Origin of the sequence: Rhodanobacter sp. B04, from assembly GCF_002001125.1 — a bacterium.
Lineage (GTDB): Bacteria > Pseudomonadota > Gammaproteobacteria > Xanthomonadales > Rhodanobacteraceae > Rhodanobacter.
Genome location: NZ_MUNV01000005.1, coordinates 315818 through 335337 on the forward strand (window position 1 = coordinate 315818; position 19520 = coordinate 335337).

The window sequence follows — 19520 nt, forward strand, 5'->3', positions numbered from 1 at the left end:
CTCCCTGCATGAAGCAAACCCCGAAGCACGAATCCCGGCACAGCGTCGGCCTGCGCGTGATCGCGATCTACGAGGTGGTCAAGACGGTCGGCCTTATCCTGGTGGCCATCGCGGCCTTTCATCTCAACCGCACGCAGAACTTCGAGCATCTGGTGCACTGGCTGGAGCATCTGTCGCTGGCCGACAGCAACGGCCTGCGCTGGAAGCTGGTCAACCTGCTGGAGGACATGGGCCCGAGCAAGTTCGTCGCGGTCGGCATCGTGGCGCTGGCCTATGCGGCGATCTTCGCCGTCGAGGGCATCGGCCTGTGGCTGCGCAAGTCATGGGCGGAATGGTTCACGGTGATCACCACCGGCTCGCTGATCCCGCTAGAGATCTACGAGACATTGCACCACTTCGGCTGGCTCAAGCTGGCCACCCTGGTCGGCAACGTGGTGATCATCATTTACCTGGTGCACGTCGCGCTGCAGTCGCGCAAGTCGAACGCTCACACTTCGTGATGCACCGCTTCGGCAGGTAGTTCACCACCACGTCGCGGCATCAGCTCGACCAGGTACATCGCGGCAAGGATCAGTCCACCGCCGAGCAGCATCCGCCAGGTCAGCACGTCGCTGCCGAGCAGCACCGCAAACATGGCCGCGAACACCGGCTCGGTGGTCATCACGATCGCGGCACGGGTGGCCGGCAGATGCGACTGCGCCCAGGTCTGCATCAACATCGCGCCGGCACCGGCGACCAGCGCCATGTACAACACCGCAAGCCACGCACTGCGATCAGGCGGCAGCACCGGCCCATGCGGCGCGGTGGCAAGCAGGCAGACCACGGCGATCGCCACCATCTGCACCGCCGACAAGCCGAATGCCTCGCCCTGGCGCGACCACTGGCCGAGACCGACGATGTGCAACGCATACAGCGCAGCCGCCGCCAGCGTCAGCCATACGCCAAGGTCGACCGAAACGCCGTTGAGCGACAACAGCGCCAGCCCGCCGGCGGACAGCAGCACCGCCAGCCAGACCACGCCAGCCATGCGCTGACGCAGCAGCAGCATCGCCAGGATCGGCGTGAACACCACATACATGCCGGTGGCGAAGCCGCTGACGCTGGGCGCGATCAGCGCCAGCCCCCAGGTCTGCAGCAGCTGACCGACGCCATACACCACGCCCAGCAGCAGCCCGCGCAGGATCTGGCGACGACCGAGCCGCAGCACCGGTCGGGCGAACAGCGCCAGCATCGCCAGCGCCGCGATCGCGAAGCGCACGGCCAGGAAATCCGCCACCGGCATGCGCGCGACCACGTCCTTGATCAGCACGAAGGTCGAACCCCACACCGCGGTCATCGCCAGCAGACCCAAGGTCGCCAGCGCGGCCAAGCGCCTGGAGTGCGTCACCGGCGCAGCAACCGCCGCCACAACTGGCCCGGGATCTGCAGCAGGAAATGCCCCCAGATGCCCATCCACACCACGCCGGTCACCAGCGGATTGCGCGCCGCAGGGTCATGCTTGCGAAACCAGCGCCACATGCCGAAATGCTTGTGACGACTGACGAACACCGGCCGATGCCGGCTGGAACTGCCCTTGCCGTGCACCACGCGCACATCCCCGGCCAGCAGCACCTGGTAACCCAGGTCGCGTACGCGACGGCACAGGTCGAGGTCTTCGCAGTGCAGGAAATAGTCTTCGTCGAAACCGCCGAGCCGCTGGAACATCGCGCGCGGCAGCAGCATCACCGCACCGGAAATGGCTTCGGCCTCGATGACCTCGGCGGGAATCTCCGCATCCATGTTCACGCGCTCGCCGTCACGGCCAAGCATGCTGTTGAGCGCCCGATGCAGCAACGGATCGCGCCGCCACGAGGCTGGATCGGGGCGGCCATCCGCATCGCACACGACCGCGCCGATCACGCCGGCCTTGGGCTTGCCGGCCAATACCGTCAATAGCCGGTGCAGGTCGCCCTCCTGCAGCTGGCAGTCGGGATTGAGCACCAGAAACGCCTGCCCGCGCGCCTGCTTGGCCGCCAGGTTCACCGCCGGACCGAAGCCGAGATTCTTGTGGTTGTAGATCACCTTGAGTCGCGCATCATGCGCGTAGGCGCGCTCGATCGCCGCCGGCACACCGTCGCGCGAGGCGTTGTCGACCAGGATCAGCTCCAGCGACAGGTTGCTGGCCAGCAGCTGGCGCACGCATTCGCGCAGTGTTGGGCCACTGTCGGCGGACACCACGATGACGCTGATCGCCAGCGAGAATGGCGAACGATGGTAGGCAGACGTATCCACCTCGCAAGTATGCGCGGAGACGCCCGCCAACGAAACACTCCAGGGCGCAAAATTTTGTAAACATGCCAGTCGCGACAACCGCATCGGGCCCGCATCAACCCTCGTCGTCCCGCCCCAGCACGGCCGACAGCGCCAGGGGCACGTCGCCATCGCGCCGGGCCAGCCATGGCTGCTCGCGATACCAGCCACACAGCTGCCAGCCACGCAGGCGATGCTGCTTGTTGCTCTCGCGATCCCACAGCACGAGGCCGTGATCGTTGGCCGCGCGAAACGCAAGCCAGCGTCCGGCCGGGCTGAAGCCGACACAGGGGCCGGCGGCGTCGATACCGCGGCCATCGGCGAAACGATACGTGCCGTCCCGAAAACTCACGCTGCCGCCGCGCGGATCGGTGAGCTCGTCGGTGGCCGCCTGCCAGAGCGGCACTTGCAGTTCGATGATTTCGGCAGCCGGGCCGATCGGCGCCAGCGCCAGCTCGGGCCACTCGGCCGATGCCGGCGGCACCGTTCCAGCAGACGAGGGCCTGCCGCGCCGATCCCGGTCCAGCCATGCCTCCAGTCCAGCCAGCAAGGTGTACCCCGCCAACGCGCCAAGCAGTGCGGCACCCCATGCGAAGGCATCGCCGCCGAGCGCCCGCTGCAACGCGAACAGCACCCCCGGCAAGCCCCAGCGCAGTCCGCGACGGCACACTGGCATGTGCTCGGCAGCCAGCCGGTGCTGCAGCAACAGCAGCACCGCCACCAGCGCGAACAGCAGCGGCAGGCCCAGCCACCACGGCAGCCACGCCAGCAGGACGGCCCAGGCCAGGATCGGCCATACCGTGTTCCACGCAGGCCAGCGATACCGGGCCATGGGTCAGCCCGGCTTCACGCCATGCGCGATCAGCCGCACCACACGCGGGCGTTGCGGAACATGCGCATCCACGGCGAGTCCTCGCCCCAGCTGTCCGGATGCCAGCTCAGCTGCACGCTGCGGAACACGCGCTCGGGGTGCGGCATCATGATCGTCACGCGGCCATCGGCGGCGGTGAAGCCGGCCAGGCCGCCGGGCGAGCCGTTGGTGTTGAGCGGGAAGTTCTCGGTCGGCTTGCCGCGGTTGTCGACGAAACGCACCGCAGCGTTCGACTTGGACGGGCTGCATGCCTGCGGAAAACTGACCCGGCCTTCGCCGTGCGCCACCGCCACCGGGATCCGCGAGCCGGTCATGCCCTTGAAGAAGATGCTCGGCGAATCGAGCACTTCCAGCGTGACCAGCCGCGACTCGTACTGTTCCGATGCGTTGCGCAGGAACTTCGGCCAGTGCTGCGCGCCGGGGATGATCTCCTTCAGCTGCGCCATCATCTGGCAACCGTTGCACACGCCGAGCGCGAACTTCGTGGGATCGGCGAAGAACGCAGCGAACTGCTCGCGCAGCATCTCGTTGTACAGGATCGACGTGGCCCAGCCTCGACCCGCACCGAGCACGTCGCCGTAGGAGAAACCGCCGCAGGCAGCGAAGCCACGGAAATCGGCCAGCTTGTAGCGGCCGCTGGCCAGATCGGACATGTGCACGTCGACCGCATCGAAGCCGGCGCGACTGAACGCGGCCGCCATCTCGACCTGGCCGTTGACCCCCTGTTCACGCAGGATCGCCACGCGCGGACGCGCGCCACTGCCGATGTACGCCGCGGCGACATCCTCGACCGGGTTGAAGCTGAGCTTGGGCGTGATGCCCGGATCGGTATCGTCGAGCCGCCACTCCTGTTCCGCATCGGCACTCTGCGGGTTGTCGCGCAGGCGCTGCATCGCATGGCTGGTCTCGTTCCAGGCCTTGAACAGCGTGACCCAGTTCCACTTGAACAAGGTATCGCCACCGTGGAACAGCTTGATACCGAGCTTCTCCTTCGGCCGGCCGATGCGATAGCTGATGCCGGCCAGGCCATGCTTGACCAGCAGCGCCTCGAACGCCTCGCGGTTCGCTTCGGCCACCTGCATCACCGCGCCCAGTTCCTCGTTGAACAGCGCGCGCAATGCCGCCTCGCCCCAGCCGTCCAGCTGGATTTCCAGACCGCAGTGGCCGGCAAACGCCATCTCCAGCAAGGTGGTGATGACACCGCCATCGGAGCGGTCGTGATAGGCCAGCAACAGGCCGCCGGCATTCGCCTCCTGCACCAGTTCGAACAGCGCCTTCAGCTGCTTGGCGTCATCCAGATCCGGCGGCACGCCGCCGCTGCGGTTGAACACCTGGGCCAGTGCGGAGCCGCCGAGGCGGTCGCGGCCGCCGCCGAGATCAATCAGCCACAATGCCGAATTGCCGCGGTCAAGCCGCAGCTGCGGGGTAAGCGTGCGACGGACGTCGCTGACCCGCGCGAAACCGGTGATCACCAGCGAGACCGGCGACACCGTGCGCTGCGGCTTGCCATCCTCCTGCCACACCGTCTGCATCGACAGCGAGTCCTTGCCGACCGGGATCGAGATGTCCAGTTGCGGGCACAGCTCCATGCCGACCGCCTTCACCGCATCGAACAGCGCGGCGTCTTCGCCCGGGTGGTTCACGGCGGCCATCCAGTTCGCCGACAGGCGGATCTCGCCGAGGCTGGGTATCGCCGCGGCGGCGAGGTTGGTGATCGCCTCGCCCACGGCCAGGCGCGCCGCATCGGCACTGTTGAGCAGCGCCACCGGCGCGCGCTCGGCCATCGCCATCGCTTCGCCGGCGTAGCCATTGAAATCGGCGATGGTCACCGCGCAATCGGCCACCGGCACCTGCCACGGCCCGACCATCGGGTCGCGATGATTCAGACCGCCGACGGTGCGGTCGCCGATCGTGATCAGGAAACTCTTGCTGCCCACGGTGGGCAGGCGCAGCACGCGCAGCAAGGCCTCGTCCATGCCGATGCCGGACAGGTCCGGCAACAGGTCGACGCGCGGCTTGATCCGCTTCGCATCGCGATGCATCCGTGGCGGCTTGCCGAACAGCACGTCCATCGGCAGGTCGATCGCGGTCAGCTCGCGGCGCGGATCGATCAGCACCAGCTGTCGCTCGACGGTGGCGGCGCCGACCACGGCGTACGGGCAACGCTCGCGCACGCACATCGCCTCGAACTCGACCAGACTTTCCGGGCCGATCGCCAGCACGTAGCGTTCCTGCGACTCGTTGCTCCACACCTGCATCGGCGACAACGAAGGGTCGTCGCAGGGGATCTTGGAGAGGTCGATCACGCCGCCGACGCCGGCATCGTTGAGCAGCTCGGGGATCGCGTTGGACAGGCCACCGGCACCGACATCATGGATGCTGACGATCGGATTGCCGGCGCCGCGGCGCCAGCAGGCGTCGATCACTTCCTGGCAGCGCCGTTCCATCTCGGCGTTGTCGCGCTGCACCGAGGCAAAGTCGAGCTCGGCGCTGGAAGCGCCGCCGGCGACCGACGAGGCTGCGCCGCCACCGAGACCGATCAGCATCGCCGGGCCGCCGAGCACGATCACCTTGTTGCCCGGCTGCACCGCGCGCTTCAGCACATCGCCGGCGCGCAGGTTGGCCAGGCCACCGGCGAGCATGATCGGCTTGTCGTAGCCGCGGCGCAGGCCGGCTTCGCCGGTCTCGTGCTCGTAACTGCGGAAGTAGCCACCCAGGCAGGGCCGGCCGAATTCGTTGTTGAACGCGGCCGCGCCGAGCGGACCGTCGCGCATGATCTCGAATGCGCTGGCCATGCGCGGCGGCAGCGGACGCTCCACCTCCCACGGCTGCGGATGGCCTGGGATGCGCAGATCGGAGACCGAGAAGCCGGTGAGGCCGGCCTTCGGCTTGCCGCCGCGACCGGTGGCGCCTTCGTCGCGGATCTCGCCGCCGGCGCCGGTGGCCGCACCGGGCCACGGCGCGATCGCGGTGGGATGGTTGTGCGTCTCCACCTTGATCGCGTAGTCGATGCGCTCCTCGTGCCCACGAAACACGCCATCGGCCGGGTCGGCGAAGAAACGCTTGCCGGTGCTGCCCTCGATCACCGCGGCGTTGTCCGAATAGGCGGACAACGTATGCGCCGGCGAGTGCTGGTGGGTGTGCTTGATCATGCCGAACAGGCTCTTGTCCTGCGCTTCGCCATCGACCGTCCAGCTGGCGTTGAACACCTTGTGCCGGCAATGCTCCGAGTTCGCCTGCGCGAACATGAAGAGTTCGGCGTCGGTGGGATCGCGGCCAAGCTCGGCGTAGCGGTCGACCAGGTATTCGATCTCGTCGTCGGCCAGCGCCAGGCCCAGCCGGGCATTCGCTTCGGCGAGCGCCGCCTGCGCATCGGCGCCGCGCGCGACATGCACCAGATCCCCGGGCTGACCGGCAAGGAACAGGCCCTGCGCATCCTCGATGCGCGTCAGCACCGACTGCGTCATCGCGTCGTGCAGCACGGCCATGATCGCCGCGTGATCCGGCGCTTCGGCGGGTGGCAGACCGGCAACCTGCCAGGCCAGTCCGCGCTCGACCCGGCGCACATCGAAGCCGCCGCCATGCAGGATATCGGTGGCCTTGCTCGACCACGGCGAAATCGTGCCCAGTCGCGGCACCACCCACAGCGTGGCCGGCTCCGGCGCGGTGTCCTTTGCTTCCAGCACGGTCAGCAGGCGCTGGCGCAGCGCACCTTCCGGTGCGGTGTCGGCATCGATGAAGTAGACGAACCACGACGCCTGCACGCGCACGCCACGATGCAGGGCATCCAGGCGGGCATTGAGACGTTCGAGGCGGAACGGCGAGAGGGCGCTCTGCCCGTCGAGTGCGATCATGCGGGGAACGGCGCTATGCGATGGAAACGCCTATTCTAACCGATGCTGCAATACGGCACGAACACCGCCGGCAAACCCCGCCACAACGGGCTCAACCGCCCTGCTGCAAGGCCTGCAGCAGTTGTTCCGGGGTAACGAAACCGCCCAGGGTGCGCCCGTCGGGGGCAAAAATCGTCGGCGTGCCGTCGACCCCGAGCTTCAGACCCAGGTTGAACTCGTCCTTGACTGGATTCACGCAGGTGGCCGGCTTCGGTTCATGCCCCTGCTTGGCTGCGGTGAACGCCGCCTTGCGGTCGGCCGCGCACCATACCGATACCATCTCGGTATAGGTCGGCGTGGGGCGGCCGGCGGTGGTGAGCAACCCCTCGCGCGGCCAGGCCAGGTATCTCACCGCGATGCCGGCCTTGTTGAACCCGGCGACCTGCTCGTGCAGCGCCCGGCAAAAGCCGCAATTGACATCGGTGAACACGGTGACCGTGTACTTCGGGTTCGGTGGCGCGAACAGGATGCCCTCGGAGGCAGGCAGCTTGGCCAGTTCGTTCTTGCGGAAACGTGCCCAGGCGGCATCGTTGGCATTGGTGCGATTGGACAGATCGACCACGTCGCCGTCCAGCATGTAGCGACCATCCGTGCTGAGGTAGACGATCTTGCCCGAGGCGATCACCAGGTAAAAACCCGGCATCGGCGCCAGCTCGACCGAATCGACCTGGACCTTGTCCGACAGCTTGTGGATCGCCTGCCGCACCATCTGCTCGACAGCCGGCGTCACCGCCGTGCTGGTGACCGCATCCGCAGTTGCGACGGTCTCGGCCGCACAGGCACCCAATGCAAATCCGCCGACGCTCAGCGCCAGCAACAGCTTCTTCAACATCACAACCTCATTCCATCCGTTCCGCGCGCACCGTGCCAGCGCAGCCGCCCCATTCTCGCACAGCCGATGCATGGCGCTGTCGGTGGCAAGGCGATCAACCGCGCGGATGATGCTGCGCATGCAGCCGCTTCAGCCCTTCCTTGGCCACCAGCGTGTAGATCTGCGTGGTGCTGAGCGAACTGTGGCCAAGCAGCATCTGCAGTGCGCGCAGGTCGGCACCGTGATTCAGCAGATGGGTGGCGAACGAATGCCGCAGCACGTGCGGCGAGATATGTTTCGGGTTGATGCCGACACACAGCGCGTAGCGCTTCACCAGTGTCCAGAACATCTGCCGGGTCATGCCCTCGCCGCGCTTGCTGAGAAACAGCGCCGCCGGCTGGCGACCTTTCGCCAGCGCCGGCCTCGCGTCGACCAGATAGGCCGCGATGCGCTCCAACGCCAGCTCGCCGACCGGCACCAGCCGGTCCTTGCCGCCCTTGCCGGTGACGCGCAGCACGCCTTGTCGCGCATTCAACGCCATCAGCGGCAGCTCGACCAGCTCGGACACACGCAGGCCCGAGGCATACATCAGCTCCAGCATCGCGCGATCGCGCAAACCCAGGTTGGTCGTCGCATCCGGCGCGTTGAGCAGGCCTTCGATCTCGCGCTCGGCAAGTGCCTTGGGCAGGCTGCGCGGCATCTTCGGGCGCTCGATCAGCAGGGTCGGATCGACGAAGCCCGGCTCGCTGCGCGCGAGAAAGGCGTAGTAGCGGCGGAATGCCGATTGCCGCCGTGCGATCGAGCGGACCGCCACGGATGGCAGGCCGTGGTACGCGGAAATATCCTCGCGCCGCGCCGTGTGCAGGTTGCGACCACGCGTGCCGAGCCAGGCCGCCAGTGCCTCCAGATCGAGCCGGTATGCTTCGAGCGTGCGATCGGCCAGGCCGTCCTCCGACCACACCCGCTCCAGGAACGCGGCGATGCTCAGCCGATCGGCTTCGGCGATACTGGCACGGCTTTCTTTCTTCTTCATGCGCACGATGCTGGGCATTGCGCGCGCACTACGCAAGCGACCGACCACCGATGCCGACGACCCTGCACACCACCGATCTTCCCTGCCCGTTGTGGCGCCGCCTGCTCGCGCTGGTCTACGACCTGCTGATCGTGGTGGCGATCGTGATGGTGGTCGGCCTGCTGTGTCAGCTGGCCACCGGCGGCCAGCTGATCCACACCGGCGCCACGACGGTGATTCCAACCTGGTACCAGGCGCTGCAGGGCCTGGTGGTCGCGGCGTACTTCATCAGTTCATGGCGCCGCGGCGGGCAGACCCTGGGCATGCGGCCGTGGCGCATCCGGGTGACCCGCGACGATGGCGGCACGCCGTCGCGGCAGCAGGCGGTGATCCGCGTGCTGGTGGCCGCTGCGCCGCTGGTGCTGCTGATGCTGGAACCGATGCTCGGCCTGCACACGACCTTGTGGACCGTACTGATCGTGTGGGCCTGCTGGTTCGCCGTGGGGCTGTTCGATCCGCGCCGGCGCGCCCTGCACGATCTTGCCGCGCATACCGAAATCCGCCTGATGGGCTGAGCTTCACATTCCACTCAGTACGGACCCGATTCAATGCGGCCATGCCGAATCCGTGCACTGCCGAAAACCGCGACGATGCGGAACTGATCCGCAGCAATCGCAGCTTCTACGAATCGCTGTGGGCCGAAGCGAAGCTGATCGGGCCGGAGCGTTTCAACACCTGGCCGCTGTTGCGCGGACTGGCCGCCAGCGCAGCGCAGCGGCTGGAGGTGGCGCCCGGACTGCGTCCACGTCTACCGCTGCACGGCACCTGCTTCGTCGACCTCAGCCACGCCGCGCTGCAGCGCCTGCACGAACAAGGCGCCGACGCCGTGCACGGCATGATCGGTGCGCTGCCCTGCCGGGACAGCCGCTTCGACCTGGTCTGCGCCTTCGACATCCTGGAGCACGTCGCCGACGACAACAGCGCACTGGCCGAACTGGCGCGCGTGGCGAGGCCGGGTGCCACCCTGCTGCTTTCGGTACCGCTGCACCCGCAAGCCTGGACGGCGTTCGATGATTTCGTCGGCCACTGCCGGCGCTACGAACCGGCGCAGATTGTCGAACGGCTGGCACGGCACGGTTTCAGCATCGAACACAGCGCGGTCTACGGCATGCAGCCGGCATCCTCGCGCCTGCTCGATCTGGGCCAGTGGTACCTCACCCACCAGCGCGAGCGTGCGATGTGGTGGTACAACCGGGTGTTCATGCCGCTGGGCCTGCGCTTCCAGAAGACGCTGCAATGGCGTGCCGGACTCGGCGATACGCATGGGGTCGACGAGCTGCTGCTGCGCTGCCGCTGGAGTTAAGTGATTGATCCGGATGGCGACCGCCTTTGCGGCATCGCACCACAGCGAAGCCAAACGGCGCTAAGATGGAAGCGTTTTCGTCCCCGGCTGTCCCATTACGATGCTTTACCAAATTCACGAATGGCAGCGCGCCTTCCTCGGCCCGCTGAGTTATTTCGCGCAAGCCAACGCGAGCATGCTCAACGACAACAGCAGCCCGTTGGCGCAACTGCCCGGCTCCCAGCGCATGGCCGCGGGTTACGAGCTGATCCACCGGCTCGGCAAGGACTACGAGAAGCCCGAATTCGGCATCCACATCGCCACCGCGCACGAGCACGAGATCGCGGTGATCGAGCGTGTCGCACTGGCCAAGCCGTTCTGCCAGCTGAAGCGCTTCAAGCGCTTCAGCGACGATCCGGGCACGATCGAGAAGATGAAGACCGACCCGGTGGTATTGGTGGTGGCACCACTGTCCGGCCATCACGCCACCTTGCTGCGCGACACGGTGCGCACCCTGCTGCGCGACCACAAGGTGTACATCACCGACTGGGTCGACGCGCGCATGGTGCCGATGGCCGACGGTACGTTCGGCCTGGACGACTACATCGCCTACGTCGAGGAATTCATCCGGCACATCGGTGCCAGTTCGCTGCATGTGATCTCGGTTTGCCAGCCGACCGTACCGGTGCTGGCGGCGGTGTCGCTGATGGCCGCGCGCGGCGAAGACACGCCGCGCAGCCTGACCATGATGGGCGGCCCGATCGATACGCGGCGCAGCCCCACCAGCGTCGACAACCTGGCCACCAACCAGCCGCTGTCGTGGTTCAAGGGCAACGTGATCCATACCGTGCCGCCGAACTACCCCGGTCGCGGCCGCGAGGTCTACCCGGGCTTCCTGCAGCACGCCGGGTTCATCGCGATGAACCCCGGGCGCCACCTCAACTCGCACTGGGACTTCTACCAGGACCTGGTGCGCGGGGATCTCGACGATGCCGAGTCGCACCGCAAGTTCTACGACGAGTACAACGCCGTGCTCGACATGCCGGCCGAGTTCTATCTGGACACCATCGAGAAGGTGTTCCAGCAGTTCCTGCTGCCGCGCGGCCTGTGGGATGTGGCCGGCGAACGGGTGAACCCGGCCGCGATCAAGCGCAGCGCGCTGCTGACCATCGAGGGCGAGTTGGACGACATCTCCGGTCTCGGCCAGACCCAGGCCGCGCATGACCTGTGCAGCGGCATCCCGGCCACGCGGCGCGCGCACCAGGTGATCGCGGGCGCCGGCCATTACGGCATCTTCAGCGGCCGGCGCTGGCGCGAGACGGTCTACCCGCAGGTGCGCGACTTCATCCGCAAGTTCGATCGCCCGGCGCGCTGATCTCCCGCAAATCCGCCATGATTCCCCGTGCCTTGCACGGGAAGCACGCACCAGCCATGCCCGACTACCAAGCCATCCTGGACGAGATCCGCGACGAGGTGCGGCCGCTGCTGTCGCAGGGCCACGTGGCCGACTACATACCGCGCCTGGCCTGCGTGCCGCGCGAGAAATTCGGCATGGCCGTGGTCACGCTGGATGGCCGGCTCTACCAGACCGGCGATGCGGCCGAGGCGTTTTCGATACAGAGCATCTCTAAGGTGTATACGTTGACCCTGGCGCTGCAGTCCCTCGGCGACAGCCTGTGGCAACGAGTGGGCCGCGAACCCTCCGGCAACGCATTCAACTCGCTGGTGCAGCTGGAGCTGGAAAACGGACTGCCGCGCAATCCCTTCATCAATGCCGGCGCCCTGGTCGTTGCCGATGTAGTGCTCGCCACGCGGGAAGATCCGCGTGCGCAGCTACTGACGACGATCCGCGGCTGCAGCGGCAATCCCGACATACGCGATGATCCGGAAGTCGCGCTGTCAGAGAAGGCCAACGGTTTCCGCAATGCCGCGCTGGCCAATTTCATCCGCAGCTTCGGCAACCTCGAGCATGCGATCGGCGCCGTCCTGGATTTCTATTTCTTCCAGTGTTCGCTGGCGATGAGTTGCGTGGATCTGGCGCGCGGATTCCTGTTCCTGGCCAATCGGGGCCGTTGCCCATGGAGCGGCGCCGACATTCTCTCGACCGACCAGGCCAAGCGCATCAATGCGCTGATGCTGACCTGCGGCACGTACGACGCGGCCGGCGATTTCGCCTATCACGTAGGCATTCCGGGTAAGAGCGGTGTCGGTGGCGGCATTGTCGGGGTCATCCCGAACCAGCTGGCGGTGGCGGTATGGTCGCCGGCACTCAACGCCAAAGGCAACTCACTGGCCGGCAGTGCCGCGCTGGAGCGCTTCACGGCCAAGACCGGGCTGTCGATCTTCTAGTCAGCAGCGCTCTGGATTCGTGCGCGACAGGCCGTGAAGTCCGTGGTCGCAGCACATGTCGGACGGACAGGCGTTCAGGCAGAACGTCCCGCGTTGGCTTGCGAAACCCATGCGACGGATTCAGCGATTCGACGCCACCACCACCGGCTTCTTGGCATTGCGATGGGCGAGCCTGCTCGCGCTGCGCACCGGATGGGGATGAGCCGCAACGTTGCGGCGCGGGCAGATGACGCCCCGGTGTGGAGTACAGACACGGGCAACCGGAACGGACCTGCCACGGCGATGATGGTGGTGCGGCGGCGACGCCGGCACGGTTTCCGCGTCGGCGCTATCGATCGGAGACAGCGCGGCCAGGACCCGGTGCGCGATGCCGCTACGCGCGCCACCGGCCTGGGCGACCAGGATGGCGGGGGTCGAGCGGTTCTCGAAACCATCGTCCAGCAGCCGTGCCATCAATTGATCGCGAGCCGCTGCGGTACGACCGCCCATGACCACGGCAAACAGACGCTGGCCATCCCTGACGGCGGTCGAAGCGAGATTGAAGCCGGACGCGTCGGTGAAGCCGGTTTTCAGCCCATCCATGCCCGGGTAACGGTCCATCAGATGGTTGTGGCCACGCACGACCCGCCCGCGGAACACGAATTCCTTGGTCGCGAAATAAGGCGTGTCCTGCGGAAAATCGTGATACAGCGCAATGGCCAGCTTCGCCATGTCACGCGTCGTCGTCGCGTCGTCCGGGTCGGGCAAGCCGGAGGCATTGCCGAAACGGGTATCGGCCATGCCGAGGCGCAAGGCTTGCGCATTCATCAATTCGACGAAGTGGTCCTCGGAGCCGCCAAGGCCTTCAGCGATCACGGTCGCCGCATCATTGGCCGATTTCGTGACCATGCCGAGGATGCAGTCGCGCACCGAGATCGTCTGACCCGCACGCAGACCAAGCTTGGTCGGCGCCTTCGCCGCCGCCCAGGCTGAAACCGGCAAGAGCTGATCGCTCTTCAGCTTGCCATTCTGCAACGCCTGAAAAGTGAGGTAGAGCGTCATCATCTTGGCCAGTGACGCCGGATGGTTCTGCTCGTCGGCATTGACCGCGCTCAGAACCTGCCCAGTCGCCGGATTGACGACGATGGCGGCGTAGCCGGCATGGGCCACGCCCGTGAAAATGCCGAAGCCGGCCAGGATCACCGCCGCAAACATGCCGCGCAGCCGGTGCAGCGACCGTCCTGGCTTTATGAACTTGATAGCCAACCTGTCACCCCGTTCCTGAACTACGACATCGCCGCACGTGGGCGCGAACATAATGCATAGTCGACGGAATATCCATAGGTAATGCACGAACTTCCCTTATCAAGCACATGTTTTTAAATGAGTTGTTAGATTTGTGTGTTTCGCGTGATTTCAGGTGCGGATATGCGTGCCGCGAGGGCTATGTCGCTGGTTGGCATGCGCACTCAGGCGTTTTCGTGATCGTCAAATCCGCGCACCTGTCGCCAGGCGAGACGGCTTTCGACATGCCAGCCGCTACAATCGGCGGATGTCTCTTATCCAATTGCAAAGCGTCGACTTCAGCATCGGCGGCCCCCTCCTGCTCGAACATGTCGATCTGTCGATCGAGCGCAACGAGCGCGTATGCATCGTCGGTCGCAACGGCGAAGGCAAATCCACCCTGATGAAGCTGATCGCCGGCGAGCTGCATGCCGACGACGGTGAGGTACGGGTGCAGAACGGCATCGTGGTGGCGCGGATGGCGCAGGAGGTACCGCAAGGTACCGAAGGCACCGTATTCGACGTCGTATCCGAGGGCCTTGGCGATCTCGGCCACCTGCTTGCCCGCTACCACCACCTGCTGCACGAGGGCGACTTCGATGCGCTGGGCGATGTGCAGCACCAGATCGAGGCGCAGCACGGCTGGGACCTGGATCGCCGTGTCACCGAGGTTTTGACCAAGCTGGAACTGCCCGCCGACACCGACTTCGCCGCGCTGTCCGGCGGCATGAAGCGTCGCGTGCTGCTGGCGCAGGCGCTGGTTCGCAAGCCCGACGTATTGCTGCTGGACGAGCCGACCAACCATCTGGACATCGAGGCGATCGGCTGGCTGGAGAACTTCCTCAAGCAGTTCGACGGCAGCATCCTGTTCGTCACGCATGACCGCAGCTTTCTCCGTGCGCTGGCCACGCGCATCGTCGAGATCGACCGCGGCGCGCTGACCGACTGGCCCGGCGACTACGACAACTACCTGCGTCGCCGCGAGGAGCGGCTGCACGCCGAATCGCAGGCCAACGCGCTGTTCGACAAGAAGCTGGCGCAGGAGGAGGTGTGGATCCGCCAGGGCATCAAGGCCCGCCGTACCCGTAACGAGGGCCGCGTGCGCGCACTGAAGGCATTGCGCGTGGAACGTGCCGAGCGGCGCAACCTCGGCGGCAACGTGAAGATGACCGCGGCCAACGCGCAGGCCTCGGGCAAGAAGGTGATCGATCTCGAGTACGTGCACCAGGCCTACGACGGCCGTGTGCTGATCGACGATCTCACCACCACGATCATGCGCGGCGACCGCATCGGCATCATCGGCCCGAACGGCGCCGGCAAGAGCACCCTGCTCAAGATCATGCTCGGCGAGCTGCAGCCGCAGCGCGGCACGGCGGAACTGGGCACCGGCATCCAGATTGCCTACTTCGACCAGCACCGGCTGCAGCTTAACGACAAGCTCAATGCATTGGACAACGTCGCCGAAGGCCGCGAGTTCATCGAGTTGAACGGCCAGCGCAAGCACATCATCGGCTACCTGCAGGACTTCCTGTTCTCGCCCGAGCGTGCCCGCGCACCGATCACTCGCCTGTCCGGCGGCGAACGCAACCGCCTGCTGCTGGCCAAGCTGTTCGCGCAGCCGTCCAACTTGCTGGTGATGGACGAACCGACCAACGATCTGGACGTGGAAACGCTGGAACTGCTGGAAGAACTGCTGACCGACTACCAGGGTACCTTGCTGCTGGTCTCGCACGATCGCGCCTTCCTCGACAACGTGGTGTCCAGCACCCTGGTACTGGAAGGCCGTGGCCAGATCGGCGAATACATCGGCGGCTACAGCGACTGGCTGCGCCAGCGGCCGGCTGCCGCCACCGCAGTTGCTGCGGCTGCCGCCAAACCGGGACTGGTTCGCCAGGCACCGGCGGCAGCAGCGCCCAAGCGCAAACTCAGCTTCAAGGATCAGCGCGAACTGGAACTGCTGCCCAAGCGCATCGAGCAGCTCGAGACCGAGATCGCCGCACATGGCGAGGCGATGACTTCGCCGGGGTTCTTCAAGCAGGACAGTGCAACGATCACCAGAGCGAACGAAGCCGTGGCGAAATTGCAGGCGGAACTGGAGATAGCGTATGCGCGCTGGGCCGAGCTTGACGGCTGACACCCGGATCAGGTTCCGGGGTTGACCTCCGGACGAGTCAGATAGTGAACCAACGCAATGGTCGCGCGACGCTGACCATCCGGTGCTTGCAGGCAGGCACCGAACTTGTTCATCGCCGCCAGTCCACCACTTGCCTGGAAGCTCTGCATCGCCCGAGGATCGATCTGCGGCCTCGGCAATGAGTGCTGTGGATCAGCCAGATTGGCAATGGTGTAATCCATAATGGTGTGGCCCGTCTTGGTTTCCAGAAAGTCGGCCACGCGACGCGCCTCATCCTCAGTCGCGCAATCACGGAGAGCAGGCACCATGACTCGGGCCAGTTCCGGCTCCTGGATCATGTTGAAGTGCTCGAAAACGGCTCTCATCGGCGAACCCTGTAGCGCGGCCTGGTTGCTGGCGAAATAGTGGCTCAGAATCTCGGCAAGTCTGTAGTCCACCAGCATGCGCTGCAATTGCCCGCTATCCGATGACGCTTGTGACGCCGCCGAATTCGCCGGCTCGTACTGCGGTGTCGCGCAGACGAAACCTGCAAGTCCCAAAGAAATTGTGGCAATCGCACACGCGAACCATTTCATCAAAGATTCCCCTTGGTAATGTCGAAATTCCAACTCGATCCATCGCTCGAAAGCATCTCATGCACCAACGCGCCTAACCAGTATTCTGCAAACCCTGCGACACGCCGTTGACGCAGGCCACCAGCGCCTGCAGCAGCGCATCGTCCTTGCGATCGCCGGCGCGCCAGCGATGCAGCAGGTCGACCTGCATGAGGCTCATCGGATCGACATAGGGGTTGCGCAGGCGGATCGAGGCGGCAAGACGCGGATCGCCCTGCAACAGGGTGTTGCCGCTCTTTAGCCGCAGCAGCCAGTGCCGGGTGCGCTCGAACTCGTCGCGGATCAGGCCGAAGAACTCCTCGTGCAGCGAACCGGACAGTTTCGAGAACGCCTCGGCGATATCCAGGTCGCACTTGGCCAGCACCATCTCGACGTCATCCAGCAGGTTGCTGAAGAACGGCCAGTCGTGTGCCATCTCGCTCAGTTCCGCCTCGCCGAATTCGGCGGCGCCCTGTTCCAGTGCCGTGCCCAGACCGTACCAGCCAGTGATGATCGAGCGGCACTGGGTCCACGCGAATACCCACGGGATGGCGCGCAGATCCTCGACGCCGCGCATGCTGCGGCGGCTGGCCGGGCGCGAGCCCAAGGTCATCCGCTCGATCACGTCGATCGGCGTGGCGTGCCGGAAGTAGTCGACGAAGTGTTCGCGCTCGACGAAGGCACGGTAGGCCTGCCGGCTGTTCACCGACAACCGGTTCATCTGTTCGCGCCAGCGCTCCTCGCGCGACTCGGTCTCACGTGGACGCAGGGACGCACGCAGCACCGCGCCGACGGTCTGCTCCAGGTTGCGCAGCGCCAGTGCGCGGATGCCGTACTTGCGATGGATCACCTCGCCCTGCTCGGTCACCCGCAACACACCCGCCACCGCACCGCGCGGCGACGACATCAAGGCTGGCGTGATACGCGCGCCGCCGCGGCTGGCCGAGCCGCCGCGACCATGGAAGAACGCCAGCTGGATGCCCGCCTCGCTGGCCACCTCGAGCAATTCCACCTGCGCACGCTGCAGTCCCCAGCGTGAGGCCAGCGTGCCGCCGTCCTTGCCGCTGTCGGAGTAACCGAGCATCACCCATTGCTGATCGTTGCGTGCGGCCAGATGCTGGCGATAGACCGGATCGGCAAGCAGCGCACGCAGGGTGGCCGGCGCGTTCTTCAGGTCGTCGACGGTCTCGAACAGTGGGGCGATGTTGAGCGGAACGCTGCCACTCTCGACCAGACCTCCGTAACGCGCCAAGGCCAATACCGCCAAGACATCGGCAGCCGAGCGCGTCATGCTGATGATGTACAGCCCGACCGCCTCCCTGCCGTAGCGGCGCCGGGCATCGCCCAGGGTGGCGAACACATCGTAAAGCGAGGTGACCACATCGGCGTGGCTGATCGGAAAGCGCGCGCTGCCGCTGGCGTAGCCGCGCAGCTGCTGCGCGCGCGCGTCGGATGCAAGCTGCGGCCATGCCGCATTCTCCAGCAGCGCCGCCAGTGCATCGTCATGTACCCGCGAATCCTGCCGCACGTCCAGCCGCGCCAGGTGCAGACCGAACGTGCGCACGCGCCGGATCAAGCGCTGCACGGCATAGGCGCCGGCATGCAGGCCATGATGATCGACCAGGCTGCTGACGATCAGCTGCAGATCATCGAGCAGCTCCGAAACAGCCGTATAGCCTTCCGGATGATCGTCGGCATGGGTCGCTTCCAGGCGCGCGCCGATCACCGTGAGCAGGCTGCGATAAGGCATGTCGGCATGTCGCGGCCGCACTTTCTGTGCAGCCACTGGAAAACGTGTGCGGTAATCGTCAAGCCGCTGCTGCAGGCGCGGATCGACCGCCACGCGGCCTTCGGTCTGGCTGAGCAAACGCGCCAGTCCCGCCACATCAGCCATGTAGTGCTCGATCACGTGGGCACGCTGGGTCGCCAGGCTGGCAGCGATGGTCTCGGCACCGACATTGGGATTGCCGTCCATGTCGCCGCCGACCCAGGTCGCGAAGCCGAGCAGTTGCGGAAGCTTCGCGGCCACGCCATAGACCGCCTGCAACGATTCCGCCAATGATTCGTAGAACGCCGGCACGATACGGTAGATCGGGTTGGCCAGATAGAACCCGACATGATGGTGTTCGTCCTGCACACTTGGCCGCACCGGCGATGCCTCGGCGGTCTGCCAGCCGGAGGACAGCGCCATGTAGATGCGGTCGTCGTCCTCCTTGCGCTCCTGCGGCGTGCGGTTCTGGTCGAAACCGTCGATCAGCGAGCGCACGATCGCCTGCTCCTTCTCCAGCAGCGAACGGCGCACCGCCTCGGTGGGATGGGCGGTGAACACCGGCTCGATCCACAGCCGGTCGAGCCAGCCCATCAACTCGTTCGCCCCGACACCCTGCGCCTTCAGCCGGCCGAGCACGTCGAGCAGCGATTCCGGCTGCGGCGCGCTGCCCTCGCGCTGGTAATCGCGGCGACGGCGGATGCGATGCACGCGCTCGGCCGTGTTGACCGCCTGGAAATAGGTGGCGAAAGCACGGGCCAGCGCCTCGGCATCTTCGGCCTGCAGGCCGGCCAGCGAATCGGCCAGCTCGTTGACTGTGGCACCTTCACGACGCCGGCGGATCGCCGCGATACGCACCTGCTCGACCCGCTCGAAGAAAGCCGTGCCGCCCTGCTCGGCCAGCATGCGCCCGACCATGGTGCCAAGCCGGCTGACATCCTCGCGCAGGGGGCCGTCGTGCGACAGGAATTCAGATTCGCGACTTTCTTCTTCCACGCGGTGACTCCAGTGCAAGGTGAACGGCCAGCCTACCCAATCCGGGCGCAGGAGGCATCAAACGGCATCTGCCGCTACAATAACCGGCTTGTACTGCCCGCCGAGGGGCGCTGCGACCGTTCGACTGCGGATCCATCCGTAGTAGGCGGCCAGGCTCGGCGCGGCACGTTCCACAACGGCGCCCGGTTGATTTGTATGC

At 66.0% G+C, this 19520-nt stretch carries 15 protein-coding genes and 1 riboswitch; of the genes, 6 read left to right on the top strand and 9 right to left on the bottom strand.

The genetic code is table 11. The features are described from left to right. Positions 1 to 8: 8 nt before the first annotated feature. Positions 9 to 500, top strand: a complete 492-nt coding sequence (locus tag B0E46_RS01415; protein ID WP_077553912.1) for a DUF2127 domain-containing protein — start codon at positions 9 to 11, stop codon at positions 498 to 500. Here B0E46_RS01415 and B0E46_RS01420 read toward each other — a convergent pair. The 6 genes from B0E46_RS01420 to xerD form a co-directional block, all read right to left on the bottom strand. Beyond that, positions 488 to 1387, bottom strand: coding sequence for a DMT family transporter (locus B0E46_RS01420; RefSeq protein WP_256364037.1), 900 nt, complete (start codon positions 1385 to 1387; stop codon positions 488 to 490). The two genes, B0E46_RS01415 and B0E46_RS01420, sit on opposite strands and share 13 nt — an antisense overlap. After that, the gene (locus tag B0E46_RS01425; RefSeq protein WP_254425016.1) at positions 1384 to 2271 is read right to left on the bottom strand and encodes a glycosyltransferase family 2 protein; all 888 of its coding nucleotides are present in this window, start codon (positions 2269 to 2271) and stop codon (positions 1384 to 1386) included. The genes B0E46_RS01420 and B0E46_RS01425 overlap by 4 nt, the downstream gene beginning before the upstream one ends. Positions 2272 to 2365: 94 nt before the next feature. After that, on the bottom strand, positions 2366 to 3121 hold the full coding sequence (locus B0E46_RS01430) for a hypothetical protein (RefSeq protein ID WP_077553914.1): 756 nt from the start codon (positions 3119 to 3121) through the stop codon (positions 2366 to 2368). Positions 3122 to 3150: 29 nt separating this feature from the next. Next, positions 3151 to 7014, bottom strand: a complete 3864-nt coding sequence (gene purL, locus B0E46_RS01435) for a phosphoribosylformylglycinamidine synthase (protein ID WP_077553915.1) — start codon at positions 7012 to 7014, stop codon at positions 3151 to 3153. A gap of 91 nt (positions 7015 to 7105) precedes the next feature. After that, the gene (locus B0E46_RS01440; RefSeq protein WP_077554157.1) at positions 7106 to 7885 is read right to left on the bottom strand and encodes a DsbC family protein; all 780 of its coding nucleotides are present in this window, start codon (positions 7883 to 7885) and stop codon (positions 7106 to 7108) included. 94 nt (positions 7886 to 7979) lie between these two features. Continuing rightward, entirely contained in the window at positions 7980 to 8915 is a 936-nt protein-coding gene (gene xerD / locus B0E46_RS01445; protein WP_168171108.1) for a site-specific tyrosine recombinase XerD, read from the bottom strand. A gap of 32 nt (positions 8916 to 8947) precedes the next feature. On the opposite strand from xerD, the gene B0E46_RS01450 reads away from it, so the two are divergent. The 4 genes from B0E46_RS01450 (at position 8948) to B0E46_RS01465 (ending at position 12567) form a co-directional block, all read left to right on the top strand. Then, positions 8948 to 9451: an RDD family protein gene (locus B0E46_RS01450; protein WP_077553916.1), complete on the top strand. Its 504-nt coding sequence runs from the start codon at positions 8948 to 8950 to the stop codon at positions 9449 to 9451. Between the two features lie 41 nt (positions 9452 to 9492). Further along, positions 9493 to 10239 (top strand): class I SAM-dependent methyltransferase, encoded by a 747-nt coding sequence (locus B0E46_RS01455; protein ID WP_077553917.1) that lies wholly within the window; start codon positions 9493 to 9495, stop codon positions 10237 to 10239. A gap of 100 nt (positions 10240 to 10339) precedes the next feature. Further along, on the top strand, positions 10340 to 11593 hold the full coding sequence (gene phaZ, locus B0E46_RS01460; protein ID WP_077553918.1) for a polyhydroxyalkanoate depolymerase: 1254 nt from the start codon (positions 10340 to 10342) through the stop codon (positions 11591 to 11593). A 56-nt stretch (positions 11594 to 11649) separates the two neighbouring features. Next, positions 11650 to 12567, top strand: a complete 918-nt coding sequence (locus tag B0E46_RS01465; RefSeq protein ID WP_077553919.1) for a glutaminase — start codon at positions 11650 to 11652, stop codon at positions 12565 to 12567. Positions 12568 to 12687: 120 nt separating this feature from the next. Here B0E46_RS01465 and B0E46_RS01470 read toward each other — a convergent pair whose 3' ends face one another. Further along, positions 12688 to 13761, bottom strand: coding sequence for a D-alanyl-D-alanine carboxypeptidase family protein (locus B0E46_RS01470; RefSeq protein WP_139350393.1), 1074 nt, complete (start codon positions 13759 to 13761; stop codon positions 12688 to 12690). Positions 13762 to 14098: 337 nt separating this feature from the next. Here B0E46_RS01470 and B0E46_RS01475 point away from each other — a divergent pair, with 337 nt between their 5' ends. Continuing rightward, entirely contained in the window at positions 14099 to 15964 is a 1866-nt protein-coding gene (locus B0E46_RS01475; protein WP_077553921.1) for an ATP-binding cassette domain-containing protein, read from the top strand. A gap of 8 nt (positions 15965 to 15972) precedes the next feature. On the opposite strand, the gene B0E46_RS01480 is transcribed toward B0E46_RS01475, so the two are convergent. Both B0E46_RS01480 and ppc read right to left on the bottom strand, forming a co-directional pair. Then, complete coding sequence (locus tag B0E46_RS01480; RefSeq protein WP_077553922.1) at positions 15973 to 16539, bottom strand: hypothetical protein; 567 nt, start codon at positions 16537 to 16539, stop codon at positions 15973 to 15975. A 73-nt stretch (positions 16540 to 16612) separates the two neighbouring features. Further along, positions 16613 to 19321 (bottom strand): phosphoenolpyruvate carboxylase, encoded by a 2709-nt coding sequence (ppc, locus tag B0E46_RS01485; RefSeq protein WP_077553923.1) that lies wholly within the window; start codon positions 19319 to 19321, stop codon positions 16613 to 16615. Positions 19322 to 19417: 96 nt separating this feature from the next. After that, positions 19418 to 19512: riboswitch (S-adenosyl-L-homocysteine riboswitch) on the top strand. Positions 19513 to 19520: the final 8 nt, after the last annotated feature.